Below are 18,403 nucleotides of genomic sequence, written 5' to 3' on the forward strand. Positions count from 1 at the left end.
GCGCGGGCGCTCAGGACGCGAGGGCCTCGGGGTGGCGCCGCCGCCACAGGGCGAGGCGAAAGCGCAACACGGCCACGAAGAAGCGCATGAACAGGCTGTCGGACGGGGGCAGCCGCTGAACGCGGGTGTTCTGGAACGACGCCACCCGCCAGCGCCCGTCGTCGCCGCGCACCACGACCAGCGTCTGGCGCGACCGCCGGCTCGCCGGCGCCACCCTCTGCCACGGCCACAGCACCGCGCCGGTGCTGACGACCACCGCCGTGTCGGGGCCGAGGAAGCGCACGCCCTCGATCTCGCCGACCAGCCGGGTGCCGGCGAGCACGCCGGCGAAGAGCTCCTCGTGCACCCGGCGGTTCGCCTCGCGGCCGCGCAGCCACGAGCCGTCGAACGTCACGTAGTCGGAGTCGGGCGTGTAGAACCTCTCGACGGCGCTCGCGCCCTCGCGCGCCCACGCCTCGCTCAGGGCCTCGAACATGCGCCGGATGGCCGCCTCGTCGCTCGAACGATCCATCGAAAACCTCCTGCCAGGTAAGTCTGTTAGTAAGTAAGATAATTACCAAGGCTTGTCAAGCGAGCGGCGGATCGGGTAGAGTGCGGGCGGATCGAGGCGACAGGCGATCGATGGCCGCGAGACGGACGAGCGCGAAGGCGGTGAGCGAGCTGGTCGACAGCCTGGGCGACCGGCTGGGCCGCGAGCTGAGCACCCAGTCGGTGCTCTTTCACCAGGCGATCGCCGAGCGGCTGGGGCTGAAGGGCACCGACCACAAGTACCTCGACGTCATCCGGCGGGCGGCGGAGGCGGGGCCGGTCACGCCGGGCGACCTGGTGCAGCTGACGGGGCTGACCTCCGGGGGCGTGACGGGGGTGCTCGACCGGCTGGAGACGGCGGGGTTCGTGCGGCGCGTGAAGCACCCGAGCGATCGGCGGCAGCTGGTGGTCGAGCCGGTGGTCGAGCGCTACGCCGAGATCGGCGCGCTCTTCGCGCCGTTCCGCGAGCGGTGGGCGGTGCTCTGCGCGCGCTACTCGCTCGCCGAGCTGCAGCTCATCTGCGGCTTCTTCGAGCAGGCGATCGCGCTGATGGCCGAGGAGATCGCCCGCATGCAGGGCCCGGCCGGGCCCGGAGCCGCCCCGGCGAGCGCCGCGCCGCGCGGCGCGAGCGAGGCCAGCGACGTGAAGCGCATCAAGGCGCGCCCGCGGCGAGCCCCCTGAAGGGCCCGCGGCAGGGGCGCGCGGGCGCTCACCACGGCACCCGCCCCCGCCGATCGAAATACCCGCCCGTTGGCCCGTCGTCGCCGAGCGTCGCGAGGGTGACCGTCGACTCCGCGCCCTCCGCCACCGTCTGCGGCCCGGTGTTGTTGTTGAGATCGGTGGCCGTGTACCCCGGATCCGCGGCGTTCACCTTGATCCCGGAGGCGCGCAGCTCCTTCGCGAGCTGCACAGTCACCATGTTGAGCGCCGCCTTCGACGAGGTGTAGCCGATCACGTTGACCCCCCCGTGCTCCCACGACGGATCCGTGTTGAGCGCGAGCGACCCGAGGCCGCTCGTCACGTTCACGATCCGCGCGTGCGGCGCCGCGCGGCGGAGCAGCGGCAGCATGGCCTTCGTGACCGCGACGACGCCGAGCACGTTCACCTCGTAGATCTGCCGCACCTCGTCCAGGTTGCACTCGCTCGGCTTGTTCATGTCGAGCGCGATGCCGGCGTTGTTCACCAGCACGTCGAGCCGCCCCAGCTCGGCCTCGATCCACCTGGCCGCCGCGTCGATGGTCGCCCCGTCCGTCACGTCGAGCCGCACGAACCGCGCGTCGACCCCCTCCTCGCGCAGCCGCAGCGCGGCCGCCTTCCCGCGCTCCGCGTCGCGCGCCCCGAGGAGCGCCGTCATCCCGCGCTGGCCGAGCTGCCGCGCCACCTCGAATCCGATCCCTTTGTTCGCGCCCGTGACGAGCGCCACCTTCCTGTCGTGCATGCGATCCTCCGGCGGAGCCCTTCCGCGAAGCTCCACCCCGACGATGCGCCCCCGCCTCCCGCCCGGCTTGGGCGAGCTTGGCGGAATGCGCCGCGCCAAGAATGCCCAAGCCGCGCCGCGCGCGGACCCGCTATCCTTGAGGCGTGCTGCCTGCCATCGAGCCCGACGACCCCTTCCGTGTCGAGATCTCCTCCCCCGAGGCGCTCCCCGGCCTCTGCGTGGCCCGCTTCCGCAGCGCCGCGCGGCTCCACCGGTCGGTGAAGGATCGCCTCGCCACCGTCTCCATCCAGACAGGGAGCTGCGAGTGGTGGGCGCGCGGCAAGACGTGGACGAGCCGGCCGGGCACCTTGCAGATCAAGCTCCAGGGCGAGGTCCACCGCGACGTACGGCGCGACGGCCCTTCGCACTTCCAGATCGTGCTCTTCGACGACGCGCTGCTCGACGAGGCGCGCCTCGCGCTCGGTCGCCGCCCTTTCGCGCCGCCGCCGCGGCTCGCGCTGGACGAGCGCGAGCCGGCCGGCGCGCCGCTCGCGCGCCTGCACGCGCTCCTGCGGGAGCCGGGCGCCGACCCGCTCGCCCTCCAGACCGCCCTCGCCGAGGCGCTGCGCGCGCTGGTCGAGCTCACCGGCGGCCCCGCCGAGCCGGACAGCCGGCGGGCCTGGGGGGCGCCCGTGCGCCGCGCGCTGGAGCTCGTCCGGGCCCGCTTCACCGACCCTCTGTCCCTCGACGACCTCGCCGCGCACGCGCGCCTCGACAAGTTCCACCTGTGCCGCGCGTTCAGCGACCATGTCGGCCTGCCGCCGCACGCCTACGTAACCCACCTCCGCGTCGCGCGCGCGCAGGGCCTGCTCGCCCAGGGGGTGCCGCCGTCCGAGGTCGCAGCGCGCGTCGGGCTCTGCGATCAGAGCCAGCTCAACCGGCACTTCAAGCGCATCGTCGGGCTCACCCCGGGCCAGTACGCGCGCATCGCCCGGCACTCCACCCGATCGGCGGCGGCGCGCGGCAGCGACGGCGGCCGCGGGAGGCGCCCGGCACGCGCGGCGGCGGGCCGGCCGACGCCCTAGCCTCGCGCTGAAGGAATCCCGCCAGGATTCCTGAGACGACGCGGCGGACCCGGACGAAATATCAATAATTTCAATCTGTTCTGTCCGATTAGCGGCCGGGTCGCTCGCCGGCGCGGCCCAACGCGGGCCCTAAGGGCCGCCTCCAGCCACCGGGGCGCCCGCTGCGGGCTGCCCGGCGTGGTCAACGATCGTGCCCGGCGCTCGGTGGTGCAGTGCGCGGACAAGGGATGCGTCGTCGCTCGGCGACGACGGGCTCGCCTCCGGTCCCGCGGACATGGGATCACTCCCACCCAAACGGCCGCCCCTGCCGTTCAGCTCGGGGATCGCCTCGTCGAGAGGCGCGAAATCACCCAAGCCGAGCTCAGCGACCTTGCGCGCCGCGCGCTTGTAGTGGTGAATCTGACGGCTCGACTTATGCCCGGTCCGATCGGAGATCCACGTCTCCGTGCGGCCGTTCGCGAGCTTGATCGTGATGAAGGTCGCGCGGGTGTCGTGCAAGCGTATATTCAGCCGTGACTGCGTGGTCTCGAACAACTCGGGCCGATCGATGCCAGCACGGCGCAGGTGATTTCGAAAGTTGTGCGCCCCACTGCGCCCCGGCAGGTGCCCGCTCGGCCCAACGAAGACACGCTCCTTCGGGGGACATATAGCAAAATAGGTCCGAAGCGCGCGCACAACGTCGGGTGAGAGTGCCCAGGCGCGTGGGTCATCCGTCTTGTTCTCGTCGAGCATCACGGCGCCGCGCTCGAGATCGAGGTCGGACGGCTCCAGCCTTCCGGCCTCGTCTGCCCGCATCCCCTCGCGAATCAGGAAGCCATAATAGATCCGATAGGACAGCGGAATATTCACCGCCGCCATGAGGCGTCTATCCTCGTCGGGATAGAGGGAGCCTTTGGCCTTGTTGTCCTCCGCCTTGGGGATCCATCCACGCGGCAGCGGATTGCTGGCGATGATGCGCGCCGGATAAGTGGCGAGCGCGAGGATCCGATGAATGACCTTTGCAACTCCTTGACGCGAGGAGTCCTCAAGATGTCCTGGCAGCACGGAGATCGCACGATCCGCATGATCGAGCGTCAAACGAGGGAGAGGGACGGGGCCGAGTACCCCTAGAACATGATTGAGTTTATGCCGGTATTGCTCCGGATGGCGAAGCGCTTTCACATGCAGTGGGTATTGCTCGGCGAGCCTTCCAGAAACAACCAACTCGGCGAACTCAGCGAAGGTTGTTTCCCCGGACGCGCGAGCACGCGCTTCGCCCCTGCAGAGCTGCTCGATGGCAAGCCGGACGTCGCGGAGCGCGCTGCCCTCGCGCGCAGCAGCCCGCTCCAGCAGCGGCAAGCCGAGAACGATCTGGCCGGCTGCGAGCAGGCGCCCGGCGAGGTCGGCCAGCACCTCCAAGCGCGCGTTGGCTTCCTGCTCGGTCCGGCACGTCGGCAAGCTGAACGTGGATCGACCGGCCTCGCCGAGGCTGAGGCGCGCGGTCCACGTTTTCCCGCGCAGCCGGACGGACCCGGAGCCGTTGGCGCGCTTGCCTCCTGCTGGACTGCACGGGGCGCGGGCGGTCCGCTTCGGGCGATCCGTCGTGCTCGCCGAGCCCGGCGAGTCTGCGACGGGCCCAGTTGCCTCCGCGGCCGGAGAGGGGCGCCCGCCAGAGCGGCCCGAACGCGGACGCCGGTCAGTCGACGCCGGTGCAGGATGGGATGCGGTGGGGAACGAAGCCGAGCGCTTGGCGCGCGCCCGTCGCTGGGGTACGTCGGTCATGGATCGGTCTCCGGTGAACGCGGGGGTCGATCAAGGGCCTGTCCGGCGTTCCACCGCCGAGCGGGCCCGCTCTACTTCGGCGGCAGCCTAGCACGGCTTGTTCCTGCGGGAGGAGCGCTCGCCCGGTCGGTGCGCGGACATAGGACAGATTCGAGGCCGGCAGAGGCCAGCAAGGCAGCAACCCGCGTGCGCTCATCCACCTCTGCGTCACGGCGCGATGCTGGGTCACCAGCCAGCGCCTGGAGGTAGGCGACGAACGCTTCGCGCTGGACGAGGCGCAGCTTGCCAAGCCTCGTGACCGGCAGCGGGAAGCCCGGCCCGCGGATCGTGTCGAGGAAGACGCGTGCCGGGATCCCGGTGACCGACTCGACATTCTTCTGCGAGAGCATCTCCGGCTGCGGCGCTGTGAGTGTGAGCCCCTCCAGCGGGATCGCGAGCGTCGCCGTTGCTGTGACGGGATGGGCAAGCCCCCTCGGGGGGCACGATCCTCGGGCAGGCACGTCCGGGAATGTCCTCTCGACCCCGCGTGTGCCGTGTTCCACCTGACGAAGCGCAAGCGGTGCCGATACACGGGCGAGAGCCGCTCGTGTCATGATGTACCTCCATCCGTGTTGGGTTCGTTCGCAACCGTGACCGACGCCGCCGGAAGGTGCCCGAAACGGTAGTTCTGCGCTCCCGGTAGTTCGACGCGAACTACCGGTGTACGCGCCCGGAAAGAACATCGAGCTGTATCGCGGGGTTAGGTGTTCTGGGAAGCGTCGCTGAGGGGCCGAAAAACGGGGAAAATGAAGGGCTCGATTTGGTAGTTCTGCGCGCCCCCTCAGCGACGCGCGCGGAGGTGACACCGAGGGGGGCCCAAGTTAGGCTCACCGCGCAGAACGCGACTCACGCGCACCGGGCAGCGGGTTCGGCCGGTCCGCCGTCGCCTCCGAAGCCCCACGCCCCCCGTGCCGGCCACCGTGTCAATGATGCCGTCGGGCGCCACACGACGGACGCTGTGATTGCCCCTATCGGCGATGTAGACGCTGCCGTCGAACCCCACCGCGATGCTGAACGGGCTCGTCAATGTGGCCAGCGTGGCGGGGCCACCGTCCCCGCTGTAGCCGACCGCGCCGGTACCGGCCACGGTCGCGATCGTCCCGTCGGGTGTACCCCGCCGCACGCGAGGGCCGCCCTGCTCGGCAATGCGCAGGCGGCCATCAGGCCCGAGCGCGAGCCCGCGCGGCGCGTCGAGCTTGGCGGCGACCGCAGGCCCGCCGTCGCCGCGATCGCCCTCATTGCCTGTGCCGGCCACGGGCCTCAATCACGCCTTCTGTGCCCACGCGGCGCGCCCGGTGGTGGAACGTATCGGCGACGTAAATGCTGCCGTCCGTCGCCGCGGCCACGCCCGAGGGAGCATATCGGATGCGCACGAGCGAGGCGGGCACGCCGCGGCGGCTGAGCGGGATCGTTAGGGCATCAGGCCGAGCGCGAAGAGGGCGTCCGACCAGAGCGGCCAGAGCGTGCGGTAGGGGTGGGTCGCCAGCAAGATGCCACCGTTCGGGAGGCGCCGGACGTGGAACCGGGCGTGATCCACCAGGAAGTAGACGTGCTCGCCCGTCAATTCCACCCAGGCGAGGGACCCGCAGCCGCGGGTGAACCCCTCACCGCGCGCCCTGGCCTGCACCGTCAGGTTGTGGATCTCCTCGGCGCGCGGCTCCGCGGCGCGCCACGCCTCGTCGGGCACGTCCGCCGCGGCGATGAGCGCCTCGATCAGGGCGGAGCCCGGCATGGCCAGCGCCTTGAGGACGGTCTCGCGGGAGAGCGGGATCGAGCGCCCGCTCTTGTCCGTCGGAACCACGCGCGCCCCGGCCGGCGCGGCTTCCACCCGCGCGCGGAGCGCCTCCGCCGGTAGGCCCGCGATCCGCGAGACGCTTTCGCCGTCGTGGAGGCTGACCCACGACAGGGCGAGATCGCGCGCGATGTCGCCGGCGTTCGCGTGGTACGTCGCGCACATCGAGACCGGCGCGAGCCAGGTCCACGCGCTCGTGCAGCCGCCGGTCGAGACGCGCCCGGTCGCGTCCGACGCGCAGACGCGGAGCAGCAGGTCCTCGAGGTCATCCAGCACGATGTGCCACGCGAGCTCGGCTTCCGCCTCCACGGAGCGCGGGCCGCTGCCCAGGGCGGGGTACAATTCCAGCGGGAGAATGTCCGCCGCGCTGGCAGGGACCATGTGGATGGGGCCCCGTGACTTGAGACGTTCGCTCTTGCCCGTGAAGCAGCGATAGTGGCCATAGAACGTGCGTCGGTCGTCGAGCTCCACGGCGAAGTAGGTCTCGGCGTCGGTGCGTCCGAAGTGGGCGCGGATCATCGCGACCGCCTCGTCCACGAAGTTCACCGAGCGATCCACGTCGGAGCCCATCCTCACGCTGATATAACTCCCTCGTGCAACGAGAGCCGGCAACGCCGCCGCGAACGCATCGCCCCGCTCTGCCTCGTCACACCAGGCGAAGAAATACGGCCCTGGTTTCATCCTTGGATCACCCTCATGAGGTTGCTGGGTCAGGGATCAGGCCGAGCGAGAAGAGCGCGTCGACCCAGAGCGGCCAGAGCGAGCGGAACGGGTGGGTCGCCAGGATCACGCCGCCGCCCGCGAGGCGGCGCACGTGAAAAGGCGCGTGCTTTCGGAGGAAGCGGACGTGGGCACGCGTGTCCGTGTGCACCGCCCACGTGGGCGGGCCTTCGCCCGTCTCCGCGATCTGGCTCGTCAGCGCCAGGATCTCTCTCGCGCGCGGCTCGGCGGCGCGCCACGCGTCGTCGGGCGCCGCCGCGGCCTCGAGCGCCTCCAGCAGGCTGGCGGGCGGCGTTGCCAGCGCCTTGAGGACGGTCTCGCGGGAAAGCGCGTGCGCGCGCTCGCTGCCGCCCTTGAGCGGGACGCGCGCTCCAGCCGGCGCGGCGTCGACGCGCGCGTGGAGCGCTTCCAGCGACAGACCCGCGTTGCGCGATACCATCTCTTTGTCGTGGCGCTGTAGCCACGACAGAGCGAGATCGCGCGCGATGTCCCGCGCGTCCGCGTTGTACGTCGCGCACATGCGGACGGGTGCGATCCAGTCTCCCCCGTTCGTGCACGCGCCGGTACGGACGCGGCCGCTCGCGTCCGGCGCGCAGAGGCGGAGCAGGAGGTCCTCGAGGTCGTCCCGGAGCAGCTGCCACGCGACCGCGGCCTCGGCCTCGATCGAGCGCGGGCCCCTGCCCCAGGCGAGCTCGAGGTAAGAGCAGAGAAACCTACGCTGGTCGCACGTGGTCATGTGGATGTGGCCGGCCGAAATGTCACGGCCGGCCTCTTCGGTGTAACAGTGGCAGCTGCAGCCGAAGATACGTTTGGAGCCGGTCAGCATGACGTCGAGGCCTGCGCCAGCGGAAGGACCTGCAGCAAACTCGGCGCGGATCATCGCAACCGCCTCGTCCATGGAGGTCGTGTAGAATAGACCATCGTCCGTCATCATGCTGATACGAGTCCCTGGATGCATGAGCGCCGGCAGCGCCGCCAGGAACGCGTCGAGCGTCTCTGCCGCGTCACACCAGGCGAAGAACGACGGTCCTGATTCGCTCATAGCTGGGTCACCTTGATGGGGTGATTGAATCCTTTCAGGGTCACCTGCTTGCGCGTCTTCGTGTTGAAGAGGTATCCATCCTTGACGGCATAGGTATCTTTCGGCTTGAATTTCGCACCGCGCGTCATGATGAGCTCGACCTGCTCGACATCCCCCGCGATCCCCTTGTTCCGTAGCCCCTCCATCCCGTTCGACAACTGCTTGAACACATCGTCTAGCTCAACCGGGTTGCCCCCTTTCACTTCGCTCACGATCAGCTTCTGCCCGCGGGACACCGTCACGAAGTCAGGAGCCTTCCCACCGGACATGCCGGGGAGCGACTCGTCTGGAAGGTCGAGCATCTTACGCACGCCGCCGTCGCCGACGCCGAGGAGCGCCCGCTCGTCGCGGGTCATGAAGCTGATCGCCGTTTTCTCGAAGGTGTTGAACCCGGCTTCCGTGACGTGCCCTTTCAACGTCTTGAACCCGCGGAGCCTCCATACCTCGAACCCCTTGACGACGACCTTATCGACCTTCGCGATCTCCCCAGCGATCCGGATCCCACGCGGCGGTAGCGCGCCGGCGGCAGCAACGCCGTGCCAGATGTGCCCGACCGCCCCGAGCCCGAAGCCTAGCCCCGAGAAGATCCGCTCCTCATCGCTGAGCTCTCGCCCCGACGGCACACACCACTCCTTGCCCGTTACCGCCTCGCACAGGTCGAGCGTCGGCCCGACCACGGGCACGAACCCCACCCCGATGCGCGTCGTGGCGTGCACCAGCGTCTGCATCACCTCCGCGTACGCCTCGAACCCCTCGGCGACCGTCGACATCGCCCCCGCGAACGCGCTGATCGTCTGGTAGAGCTGCGTCTGCTCCAGGTCGAGCCCGCCCCCCGCCCACAGGTTGAGGTTGTCCTTCATCTGGTTCGCGAGCGCATCGAACCGCGGCTTCAGCACCGTGTCCACCTGCACCCGCAGATCCGGCGGGATCGGCGTCTCGATGAACCAGTCCGACGCATCCATGAATTGCCGCACGAACCCGGTGATCCGGTTCTGCGCGTTCAGGAACGCGTTGGTCTCCGCCAGCGACACCCCCATCCGGTCGCGCAGTGCGATCTCGAGCGCCGCGCTGTTCGCCCGCCACGCCCGCACGTTCGCCACGAAGTCCGCGCGAAAGATCACCACCCGGCCGCTCACGTCCGCTTCTAGCGCCGCGAGCACCGCGTCCGCGTACGCCGCGTAGGGATCCCTCCCCTCCTCGAACGCGCCGTCCACCTCTGCGACGTCCGGCACCTCGACCCACGGCACCACGCTGTCCCCGAGCGCGTACGCTTGCGGGTCGTCCGGGTCCCACCCCTCGGCGCGCGCGTCTTCTGTCGCCAGGTCCGCCACCTCGTCGGCCTGCGCGCCGAACTCGTCCATCAGCCGCGCGACCTCGTCCTCGAGATCGCTGACGCTCTTCTTCAGGTCGTCGACGAGCTGCTCCATCGCCGCGCGCGTCTCCGGCGCGACCGCGTCCTCATACCGGTCCAGGATCGCCTCGAGGTCGGTCCGCGAGATCTCGTCCAGCGGCCGGCCGACGAGGTCCTTGAGCTCGGTGTCGAGCTGCTGGAGCAGGTCCATCTTCTCCGCGAGCAGGCCCACCGCCCGCGCGTTCGCCACGAGCGCCGCGCGCTCCTTGGCGATCTCGGCCAGCAGGATCTCGATGTCGCGCGCCAGCGCAGGGTTGATCTCCGCGAGGCTCAGGTCGAGCGTCGTGTCGCCGGAGAACTTCTCCCCGCGACGCTGGACGTCGAAGAGCGGCTTGTTCAGCCCGAGCGGCTCCGAGACGAGGTGCACCACCTCGTGCGACTCGGTACACCAGTCCTCGTCGGCGGAGTTCGTGACATGGAAGTGGAAGTCGTTCGCTCCCATCTGGAGCAGCACCGAGTCGAACTCCGTCTCCGCCCTGTTCGTCTGCGTTCCGTCGGGGAGCTCGAGCAGCGCGCCGGGGACCTCGTACGTGGTCAGCGGCGTGTCGTTGACGCTGAAGAAGTTGTGTCCGACGAGGAACGCCCCTTCGCACGAGGAGCTGAGCTCCGTGCGCTCCCAGTCCAGCCTGTACGGCGTACCGGCCCACGCGAACGACGGCGCCAGCACCGCCAGCGCCGTGACCAGCGCGACGAGCCTCTGGAACACCGCGGCGCTCGGGCCGCGCAGCGCAACGTCCTTCGAGCCTCTCATGTCCCCTCCGCGCCGCGCACGGCGGCGTCATACGCGATCGCGGCGCCCTTCACGTCCCCCGCGTCGAGCCTCGCCTGAGCCGCGTCGAGCTCCGCCGCGGCCATGCCCTTCTCCCGCAGCGCCGCGAGACCCGCCGCGATCTTCTGCGGCACCCCCGTCCTGAGCTCGGCCTCCGCGGCGTCGAACCTTCCTCGAAGCTCCGCGCACCCGGCCTCGCGCCAGGACGACCCCGCCGCCTCGCAGAGCGGTCGCAGCTGCGCCAGCGCCAGGAGCTCCCCGCACCGCTCGGCCAAGAGCGGCAGCCCGAGCTTCTCGCTCACCGGCGGTGCCGCCGACAGCGCCGCGACCTGCGCGCGCGCACGCTGCTCGAAGGCGTCCGACGCCTTGCGCGTCCGCGCCCCTGCGACGGCCTCGCGCGCCCCCTCGTCCATCTGCAGCACGCGGAGCGCCTGCCGGCGCAGCGCGATGCCGCCGAGCAGCGCCGCCGCGCTCGCGTCGCTCCGGGCGACGCGACCCTTCACGTAACCCAGCATCGCGTTCAGCGAGCGCAGCGCGCCCGACGTCATGTCCGGCAGCACCGCGCCGTGCGTCGCGAGCAGCTCCCTGTGCGGCGCCATCGCCTCATCGAAGGAGGCCGCGAAGACCTGGAGCGTCGCCGACGACCTCAGGATCTCCGCGGTGAGCTCGCCGGGCGAGCGGCTCGCCTCACGCGCCGTCGCGAGCACGGCCTGCTCCAAGCCGTCGAGGCCGTCGATGTCCGACCGCGACGCCTGCGTCGAGAGCGCCGCGTACGCCGCCGTCTCCGCCGCCTCGGTCGCGCGGTACGCGGCGAAGCGCGCCGCGACGCCCGCGTATTTCGATCGCAGCGGGGCGGCCTCGTCCCGGGCCTGGTCGAAGATCACCTGCACGGCCGCCATCGCCTGCCTGTCGGCCGCGAGCGTGGCGGCGAGCGGCTCTCTCTCCGCGCTGGCCTTGTCGATCATCGCCGCCGTGAAGTTGCCGGCCGCGTCGACAGGCGCCTCCGCGAGCAGCACCCTCTGGCGGTCTCTCGCCTCGTCGAGCAGCCGCGCGAGCTTGCCCGCGAGCGTCGCCCGCAAGGACTCGGCGTTCCTCGCGTCGTCGCGCACGTACGCGATCGCCTCGTCGATGTGGCCGAACCAGACACCGAGCGAGTAATCGCTCGCGACGATCTCCTCTGGCGTCTTGTTGTTCGGCCAGGTGGCCCACACCTCGATGGGCAGAGCGCCGTCTTTCTCGGCCTGGGCCCACGCGGCGCCCGGACCCTGATTCTCGCCCACGCAGTGCTCCTCGCCGCCCACCGAGGCCGCGCAGAAGCTCCCGAACGTGTCGTCCCCGAACTTCCACAAGCACCCGGCCCCTGCCGCGCCGAGCGCCAGGGCGGCCACAGCGACCGCAAGGATCGTCCTCGATCGCATCGGTCTGGATCTTTCGCCCATGATCATTCCCTCCACCCCGCGATTTTTCTCGCTCACGCACGCTCGCCCGCACGTTTTCCAGAAGCAAGCGTCCCCACCAAAGCGCTAGGACATTGCTCGGCCGTGGATCGCGCCCCGAGCGCCAGGTTGTCCGTCTTCAATGCGCGGACAGTCGCGGAACCGCAGAGGTGTGCTTGGGGGTGCGTGGCGCCACGGCCTGCGGAGCGGCCGCGGGGTCGAGGCGGACGCCGCTGAGCTCGTGACCCTCGCCGGCGAGCTCCGCGAGCGAGGACTCGGCGTCGTGCTCCTGGGGCGCTGCGCGGCTGTCCACGTCGCCACCAGCAGGTCCGCGGGCGCCCTCGTGGAGCTCCGAGCGTGCCACCGTCGGCGCCCTGTCACTACAGGGTTCGCCTGAAGTGTCGTGATCCTATTCAGGGAAACGTAGCGTCTCGACCTGGATGCCGTCCTCCCCCGTGATCTCGTCGCCGGACCAATCCCAGCTCACGCCGCCCTTCCCCGGCGGTCCCAGCTCGTAGGTCACGCCCTCCAGCGTAAGCTGGTCCTCGTCGAGGTAGGCGATGCCGATCGAGTCGCCGCCACGTCCGGGGCCGCCGTAACCTCCGTCGCCCCCTAGGCCGCCGTTGCCCCCTTGACAGGACCATGCGCCGTCGTCCAGGGCGCCGCCCGGCGCACCTCGGCCGCCTTTGCCGCCTCGCTCGGGTGGCCCTCCGTCGCCGCCAGATCCGGCATCTTGGGTCACGATCGCGCTGTCTCGCACGGTGACCTTCGCATGGAGCGCAATGATGCCGATCGAGGGGTAGCCGTTCCCGCCCCCTCGCCCCCCTCGGCCGCCGCAGCCTCCCGCGCCTCCGGAGCCGCCGCCCGCCCCACCCTTCGTGGCAACGCCGCAGGCGGAGAGGCCGCCTCGACGGCCGCCGCCGCCACCTCCCCCTTGGCCCGGCATGCCCCTGCTGCCGTCACCTCCCTTGTCGCCCTCCCATCCTGTCTCACTGATTTGCCCGATGCCCTCGCCGGCCGCACCCGCCATTCCCAGGGCTCCAGAACTCCCAGGGGCTCCGGTTTGGCAGCCGGACTCGTCGCTGCCCGCGTGGCCACCGCGCCCTGAGTTGGTGGGGTTCGGCGTCGGGACCGGCGCGCCAGCGCCGCCGTCCTCGGCGCCGTTCGGGAGCCCGTCGCCGCCTTTGCCGCCAATGCTTGGAGCTCCGTCCTCACAAGGGCTCGTCACCGCCACACCCCCGGCGACGGTGGCGGCAGAGCACGCGTCCCCACCGTATAGGCCGTCGGGGCCAGTCGCTGCTCGGTTCGGGTACTCCCACTCTTCCCCATCGCTGCCCCGCCACCCAGAGGAAGCGCGAAGCTCGCTCCGGACGAACTCCACCACCGCGCCTGACCGAACGAGCACCCCGACATGGGTTCCGCTGAGGAGGGTCACGTGGTCGATCGTCGAGACCCCATCCGCGGTCCCGTTGTCGCCCGCGCCCGCTGGCTCGACGATCATCACGATGCGCCTGCCGGAGCGGGGAACGATCTTGGTCGTATCGTCCGGCAGGCGTGCCCATCCGAGGGTTTGGAAGCCTCCATAGATATCCACGCCGGAGGGCAGCGTAACGGACTCGTCAAAGCCGTCGTTGGTTACGAATACGCGACCACGTCCGGTGCGTGCGAGCTCGATCCCGCGCTGCACCGAACGAACGGGCCTGTCCTTCGTGCCGGGGTTCGCGTCGTCACCGCCGAAAAATGGCCCATTGACGAACACACCGCAGCCATCGATCACCTGACCCGCGGCAAGCTGCTCGATACATACCGGCTCTGGGACCGGCTCGCTGGGCGTGTTCACCGCTGGCGCGGTGCCGCAACCGGCAGCGACGAGCGGAAAAACAAGGAGCAGGAAGATCGTGGAACTTGACATCATCGGCACTCCTCGACGACAGCGCCACCGTGAGCGACTCAACGGGGCAGCTCGTTTGCCGCGCCGAAACGATAGATTGGACCCAACGGGCCGAACCGGCCTTTGCCCACCTCGTCGTCTAGGCTGGCGTTTCCTGCGGGACCACCTTCTCCGGCGTTCCCGATCTCGATGGTCGTGCCGGGCAGGAGGGCCAGATTGGGGACCACGTACGCGATGCCGACGGAAGCGCCGCCGAGCCCACCACCGGCATCACCACCGCGGCCGCCGGTGCCTCCGTCGCCTCCGTCGCACGCTTTCCACATGCCAGTAGTACCATAACCCAAGCCCCCTTGGCCTCCCGGTTGACCCATACCGCCTAGTTGGCCCGTTCCGCCCACCCCGCCCCTACCGCCGTTGCCCGCGACAACCAGCGTCGCCGCGAGTTCCAGCTTGGTGTCCTCCAGTGCGACGATCCCGATGCTCGCGCCGCCATAGCCGCCACCCCTGCCGCCGTCGCCGCCGCAGCCCCCGCTTCCCCCCGAGCCGCCGGCCGCACCACGTTGAGGGCGGGTTGTAGGACACGCATACATGGGCCCGCGCGACTTGCTGCCACCTCCGCCGCCCCCTCCTTGGCCGGCGCCGCCCTTCTTTCCGTCTTCACCCCGGACGCCAATCCATCCATCGATGTTGAGGTACCCTTCACCCGTCGCGCCGCCGCCGCGACCACGGTCGGCGCCCTCCGCGCCGTCTCTCCCGTCTTCGCACCTCATGCTGTTGGCCCCGGTTCCTCCAAGGCCTTTGCCCTCGGGATTTTCCGCGGGCTCGGGCTGTCCTCGCGTGCCATCGCCACCGCCGTTAAGCCCGCCGTCGCCGCCGTATCCGCCCGTCGACTCGATGCCGTCGTCGCACATGTTGGCCACCGGAAGGGCGCCCACGGCGGCGTCGTCCGTGCAGGCAGACGCGCCATCGTTCCCCTCCACGCCATCCGTCGCTCGATAGCTCGGCGCGTCCTTGCCCGGCTCTCCATCTTTGCCGTCGCCCGCGAGAATGACGCTCTCCCGCACGCTCGCCCTGGCCCCCGTGCTCAGAATCATCCCGATCGACGACTTGCCATCGCGCGCCGAGGCGTCCGCCGCCACGACGCGCACGCCGGCGATCACCGACGTCGCGTCGTTCCCCGCGAGCGCCGCACCCTCCTCCCCGAGGATCCGCAGCGGGATCCCCCCCGGCGGCGCGATGATCGTCGGGTGATCCGGCCCTTCGAATGAGCCCTCGTACGACCAATCCCCGCCGTCACACCGACGCCCTCCCCAGAGGTCGACGCCCGAGGGCAGCGAGATCGTCTCCGTGAACTCCCCGCCGCAGGCGTACACGCGCCGGGTCGGCTCCTCGTCGTGGCTTCGCCCATGCGCGGCGAGCCCAATCGCGTGTTGCAGGGTCTTCACCGGAGCGTCCTTCGTTCCGGGGCCGTTGTCGTCGCCCTGCTCGCTGACGAACACCCCGCACTCATCGAGCGCCATTGTCGTCGCTGGATCGCCGTCACACAAAGTCGGCTCAGGTGCAGGGGCGCACTCCATCACTTCCCAGCAATCGTCACGGTACGAAGTGCAAGCTAGCAGCGTGCTGCTCGCTCCCCACGCACAGACCACGACAGCAACGGCGGCGGCCAACGCTCTTTGGTCTTCCCGTGGCCGCATCCCCTCGGTACCCGGCATGGTCACCACACCCCCTCGATGCTCACGCCCGTCTCGTGCCCGGTCACGACGGGCGATATCTGGACCCGAGCCTGCGCTGGCGTGCGTCCCAGGAAGGAGAAGTCCGTGAAGAAGGACGCGGCGGTGGCCGCGCCGATCACACCGCCCGTGATGACGAGGGCCGTGCCCACCCGGTCGGACAGGTTGCGCGCGTCGCGCAGGCGCCGCAGCTCGCCGCACGGCGAGCGCTCCGGCGCTTGCCAGCACATGGACGAACTCGATCTCGGGTCGCTCTCGAGCTGGTCACGCCGCGCGCTCATGTCCTGATCGAGCTTGCTGGCGTTGATCATGAGGATGGCGCCTGCCGATACGGTGCCCGTCGCGAGCGAGATTCCCACGACGCGCAGCGTGCCCGGCCACGAGGCCCACGGGCTGGGGGCCTGCGCGCGCGGAGGGGGCAAAGCGCGCACCGGAGTCGGCGTCGCGGTCGTGGTCCCCTTGGCGCTGCTCGCCTCCTTGGTGCCGCTCGCCGCCGCACACAGCAACGGCATCGTGAACTCGTGCTCCGCGCCTGCCACGGCGCGCAAGGAATGAAGAGCGTCCTTACAGCCCGGTGCACGGCCCCGCACCATGTGTTGGCCTGGCTCGAAGAACAGCGTGTAGGTCCGCGCGGTCCGGCCGATGCGCTTGCCGTCGATGAGCACCTCGGCGTCGGGCGGATCGACGCCGAGCACGAGCCGAGCGACGTGCGGCGCTGCGTTCCGCTGCCCTGCCTCGAATCGCTGCTGGAGCGCTTCTGGCAACGCTTCGCGCTGTTCTAGGCTCCTGGCCAGGTGCTCGGCCGCGTCGCGGTACTTGTGCAGCGTGAGCTCGCAAAGGCCGAGCTCGCCGGCGAGCTCCGCGCGCTCCACCTCAGTGCTGGTCGCCGCGTCCGCGGCCTCCAAAGCTGCCTTGTATTCAGCGGTTGCCTCGGTCCACAGCCCGGCCTTGCGCGCTTTCTGACCACGGCGAACATGCTCCTTCACCGTCGATCGGTCGATCGGTCCCGCCTTTGGATGGATATTGTCCGCGCTGGCCGAGTTCGGGAAGCCTGTTGCGGCCCCGAGCGCAAGAAAAATCGAGAGCGAATGCGCAATGCAACGCATGCCGCGACGGTACCGACGCCGGCTGCTAGGCGTCAACCGGCAGAAACCGCCACGTCTCGGCGTCTTCGGTGGGAATTTGCGGTCGGATGCGGGAATGCGTTCAGCCATCTGTCAGACATGACCAAGCGCAGTCGAAACAACTACATGGCGGCACATTGTCCGACCGAAGTTGCTCCTCGACTCATTTCTCTGAACCTTTGGGGCCGCCTCGCGTGTGCTGCTTACCGTGGCCAAGCCAGCGACCGCCTCCCCCGGCTTCGAGCTCTTCCGGCGCCTGGCCAGGCGCCACGGTGTACCGGCGCGAAACGCCGAGGATATCGCCCAGGAAGCGCTGCTGCGGGGGCTCGACGCCGACCAACGGCTCGAGCCGGGCGGCGACCCGGGGCCCTACCGCGTCACGATCGCCGTCAACCAGGCGCGCAATCACGTCCGGGACGCGCGCTGCCGCGGCGAGGTGCTCACGTCGTTCGATGAGCGCGAGATCCGAGATGAGCTCCCCACGCCAGAAGAGCTGCTCCGCAGACGGCAGCGGGAAAAGCTCACCCGGCAGCTGATCGACCAACTCGAGCCCAAGTACCGGGATCTCGTGATCAAGCACGACCTCGAGGAGATCCCGCTCGCCGAGATCGCCGCCGAGCAGGGGCTCCCGCTGGACACGGTGAAGACGCGATACCGGCGGGCCCACAAGGAGCTCGAGGTGCAGGCGGGACGGTGGCAGGCGCAGGAGCGCTCTCAGGGAAGGGACGGGAGCATCTGCGTGCCGCTTGCACTGGGGTTCGGCCGTCGTGCGTGGTGGGTGGCCTCGCTGCGCCGGCTGGGCCTGAGGATCGTCGTTCAGGCCGCGCTCGTCCTGCTGACCGGCGCGCTCGTCTCCGCCGTGCCGCCCTTGCCCGACGTGGAACCGTGGATCAGGGCGGCGGCGCTCCGCGCCCCTGCCACCGCGCCCGCGGAGCAAGACGCCGTGGCGCCCCCCGCGCAAGATGGCGCCCAGAGCGCCGCGGGGCCCGCCAGCGGAGATGGGGCCCCCGACGCAGCGGTGCCCGCCGCGGCGACCGCGCACGAGATCTCGTCGCGGACGGAGCACGGAAGCGCGCGCGGCGAAGCGATGGCGACCGGCACGCCCGCTCCCTCGAACGCGCAGACGAGAAGTCACCGGGCCGCGCCTCCGGCGAGCGCCGTTCGACCGACCGCCGGCGAGGTCGAGAGGAGCCTGGTCAACCAGGCGCGGAGGGCCATCGAGGCCAACGACGTCATGGCCGACGTCGAGGCTCGCCGGCTGCTCGAGGCCCACGCGCGGCAGTTCCCGCGAGGGCGGCTCGCCGCGGAGCGCGAAGCGCTGCTCAGGCAGCTTCGCTGAATCGTCGGCTACCTATCAACAGCTAGGCAGGCGGGGATAGCGGTGCTGCTTTCGCGCAGCGCAACGCCGAGATCCGCCTTGCGTCGGACAACAACGCTCAGGTCCAGGAGGCGATAGTTCATGGAAGACATGTTGGGGGCGATGTGGCTGGTGTCGCCGCTCGGGCTCGCGATGATCGCGTGCGTCGCGATCGGCTTCGCGGTCACCGCGCGCGAAGCGCTGGGACGAGAGCGCGGGCTTCGCGAGGCGCGCGAGCAGGCGCATGATGACGAGGAGG

General features: G+C 70.3%; 18 protein-coding genes. 4 read left to right on the forward strand and 14 right to left on the reverse strand.

Annotated features, from left to right (window positions below; translation table 11 throughout):
* Nucleotides 1-10: 10 nt before the first annotated feature.
* Nucleotides 11-511: an SgcJ/EcaC family oxidoreductase gene (locus WME85_RS05400; protein ID WP_437835753.1), complete on the reverse strand. Its 501-nt coding sequence runs from the start codon at nt 509-511 to the stop codon at nt 11-13.
* 110 nt (nt 512-621) lie between these two features.
* On the opposite strand from WME85_RS05400, the gene WME85_RS05405 reads away from it, so the two are divergent.
* Nucleotides 622-1,209, forward strand: a complete 588-nt coding sequence (locus WME85_RS05405) for a MarR family winged helix-turn-helix transcriptional regulator (protein ID WP_437835755.1) — start codon at nt 622-624, stop codon at nt 1,207-1,209.
* A gap of 28 nt (nt 1,210-1,237) precedes the next feature.
* Here WME85_RS05405 and WME85_RS05410 read toward each other — a convergent pair whose 3' ends face one another.
* Nucleotides 1,238-1,966: an SDR family oxidoreductase gene (locus WME85_RS05410; protein ID WP_437835757.1), complete on the reverse strand. Its 729-nt coding sequence runs from the start codon at nt 1,964-1,966 to the stop codon at nt 1,238-1,240.
* 143 nt (nt 1,967-2,109) lie between these two features.
* Here WME85_RS05410 and WME85_RS05415 point away from each other — a divergent pair, with 143 nt between their 5' ends.
* Nucleotides 2,110-3,030 (forward strand): helix-turn-helix domain-containing protein, encoded by a 921-nt coding sequence (locus tag WME85_RS05415; protein ID WP_437835759.1) that lies wholly within the window; start codon nt 2,110-2,112, stop codon nt 3,028-3,030.
* 129 nt (nt 3,031-3,159) lie between these two features.
* Here the strand turns inward: WME85_RS05415 and WME85_RS05420 are convergent, their stop codons facing one another.
* The 9 genes from WME85_RS05420 to WME85_RS05460 form a co-directional block, all read right to left on the reverse strand.
* Nucleotides 3,160-4,422, reverse strand: coding sequence for a tyrosine-type recombinase/integrase (locus WME85_RS05420; RefSeq protein WP_437842245.1), 1,263 nt, complete (start codon nt 4,420-4,422; stop codon nt 3,160-3,162).
* 440 nt (nt 4,423-4,862) lie between these two features.
* Nucleotides 4,863-5,180, reverse strand: a complete 318-nt coding sequence (locus WME85_RS05425) for a hypothetical protein (RefSeq protein WP_437835761.1) — start codon at nt 5,178-5,180, stop codon at nt 4,863-4,865.
* A 431-nt stretch (nt 5,181-5,611) separates the two neighbouring features.
* Nucleotides 5,612-6,085, reverse strand: a complete 474-nt coding sequence (locus WME85_RS05430; RefSeq protein WP_437835764.1) for a hypothetical protein — start codon at nt 6,083-6,085, stop codon at nt 5,612-5,614.
* Complete coding sequence (locus WME85_RS05435; RefSeq protein WP_437835767.1) at nt 6,066-6,218, reverse strand: hypothetical protein; 153 nt, start codon at nt 6,216-6,218, stop codon at nt 6,066-6,068. The genes WME85_RS05430 and WME85_RS05435 overlap by 20 nt, the downstream gene beginning before the upstream one ends.
* Before the next feature lie 23 nt (nt 6,219-6,241).
* Nucleotides 6,242-7,303, reverse strand: coding sequence for a hypothetical protein (locus WME85_RS05440; RefSeq protein WP_437835769.1), 1,062 nt, complete (start codon nt 7,301-7,303; stop codon nt 6,242-6,244).
* A gap of 13 nt (nt 7,304-7,316) precedes the next feature.
* Nucleotides 7,317-8,384: a hypothetical protein gene (locus WME85_RS05445; RefSeq protein WP_437835771.1), complete on the reverse strand. Its 1,068-nt coding sequence runs from the start codon at nt 8,382-8,384 to the stop codon at nt 7,317-7,319.
* Nucleotides 8,381-10,585: a hypothetical protein gene (locus WME85_RS05450; protein WP_437835773.1), complete on the reverse strand. Its 2,205-nt coding sequence runs from the start codon at nt 10,583-10,585 to the stop codon at nt 8,381-8,383. The genes WME85_RS05445 and WME85_RS05450 overlap by 4 nt, the downstream gene beginning before the upstream one ends.
* On the reverse strand, nt 10,582-12,021 hold the full coding sequence (locus WME85_RS05455; RefSeq protein WP_437835774.1) for a hypothetical protein: 1,440 nt from the start codon (nt 12,019-12,021) through the stop codon (nt 10,582-10,584). Before WME85_RS05455 ends, WME85_RS05450 begins: the two co-directional genes overlap by 4 nt.
* A 427-nt stretch (nt 12,022-12,448) precedes the next feature.
* On the reverse strand, nt 12,449-12,781 hold the full coding sequence (locus WME85_RS05460; RefSeq protein ID WP_437835776.1) for a hypothetical protein: 333 nt from the start codon (nt 12,779-12,781) through the stop codon (nt 12,449-12,451).
* A 693-nt stretch (nt 12,782-13,474) separates the two neighbouring features.
* Here WME85_RS05460 and WME85_RS05465 point away from each other — a divergent pair.
* Nucleotides 13,475-13,948: a hypothetical protein gene (locus WME85_RS05465; protein WP_437835778.1), complete on the forward strand. Its 474-nt coding sequence runs from the start codon at nt 13,475-13,477 to the stop codon at nt 13,946-13,948.
* Nucleotides 13,949-13,989: 41 nt separating this feature from the next.
* Here the strand turns inward: WME85_RS05465 and WME85_RS05470 are convergent, their stop codons facing one another.
* Together WME85_RS05470 and WME85_RS05475 are read right to left on the reverse strand one after the other, a co-directional pair.
* Nucleotides 13,990-15,627, reverse strand: a complete 1,638-nt coding sequence (locus tag WME85_RS05470; protein WP_437842246.1) for a hypothetical protein — start codon at nt 15,625-15,627, stop codon at nt 13,990-13,992.
* A 20-nt stretch (nt 15,628-15,647) separates the two neighbouring features.
* Nucleotides 15,648-16,649, reverse strand: coding sequence for a hypothetical protein (locus WME85_RS05475; RefSeq protein ID WP_437842247.1), 1,002 nt, complete (start codon nt 16,647-16,649; stop codon nt 15,648-15,650).
* A gap of 346 nt (nt 16,650-16,995) precedes the next feature.
* On the opposite strand from WME85_RS05475, the gene WME85_RS05480 reads away from it, so the two are divergent.
* A complete protein-coding gene (locus WME85_RS05480; RefSeq protein WP_437835781.1) occupies nt 16,996-18,126 on the forward strand; it encodes an RNA polymerase sigma factor in 1,131 nt (376 codons plus the stop codon).
* Between the two features lie 8 nt (nt 18,127-18,134).
* On the opposite strand, the gene WME85_RS05485 is transcribed toward WME85_RS05480, so the two are convergent.
* On the reverse strand, nt 18,135-18,332 hold the full coding sequence (locus tag WME85_RS05485; protein WP_437835783.1) for a hypothetical protein: 198 nt from the start codon (nt 18,330-18,332) through the stop codon (nt 18,135-18,137).
* Between the last annotated feature and the right edge of the window lie 71 nt (nt 18,333-18,403).

The organism is Sorangium sp. So ce1153 (assembly GCF_051521595.1).
In the GTDB taxonomy this organism is placed as follows: Bacteria; Myxococcota_A; Polyangia; order Polyangiales; family Polyangiaceae; genus Sorangium.

Bases quoted from the DNA above. Each gene is read 5' to 3' on its own strand.
- WME85_RS05400 (WP_437835753.1), bottom strand. From the start codon at position 511: ATGGATCGTTCGAGCGACGAGGCGGCCATCCGGCGCATGTTCGAGGCC.
- WME85_RS05405 (WP_437835755.1), top strand. From the start codon at position 622: ATGGCCGCGAGACGGACGAGCGCGAAGGCGGTGAGCGAGCTGGTCGAC.
- WME85_RS05410 (WP_437835757.1), bottom strand. From the start codon at position 1,966: ATGCACGACAGGAAGGTGGCGCTCGTCACGGGCGCGAACAAAGGGATC.
- WME85_RS05425 (WP_437835761.1), bottom strand. From the start codon at position 5,180: ATGCTCTCGCAGAAGAATGTCGAGTCGGTCACCGGGATCCCGGCACGC.
- WME85_RS05440 (WP_437835769.1), bottom strand. From the start codon at position 7,303: ATGAAACCAGGGCCGTATTTCTTCGCCTGGTGTGACGAGGCAGAGCGG.
- WME85_RS05445 (WP_437835771.1), bottom strand. From the start codon at position 8,384: ATGAGCGAATCAGGACCGTCGTTCTTCGCCTGGTGTGACGCGGCAGAG.
- WME85_RS05450 (WP_437835773.1), bottom strand. From the start codon at position 10,585: ATGAGAGGCTCGAAGGACGTTGCGCTGCGCGGCCCGAGCGCCGCGGTG.
- WME85_RS05455 (WP_437835774.1), bottom strand. From the start codon at position 12,021: ATGCGATCGAGGACGATCCTTGCGGTCGCTGTGGCCGCCCTGGCGCTC.
- WME85_RS05470 (WP_437842246.1), bottom strand. From the start codon at position 15,627: ATGCGGCCACGGGAAGACCAAAGAGCGTTGGCCGCCGCCGTTGCTGTC.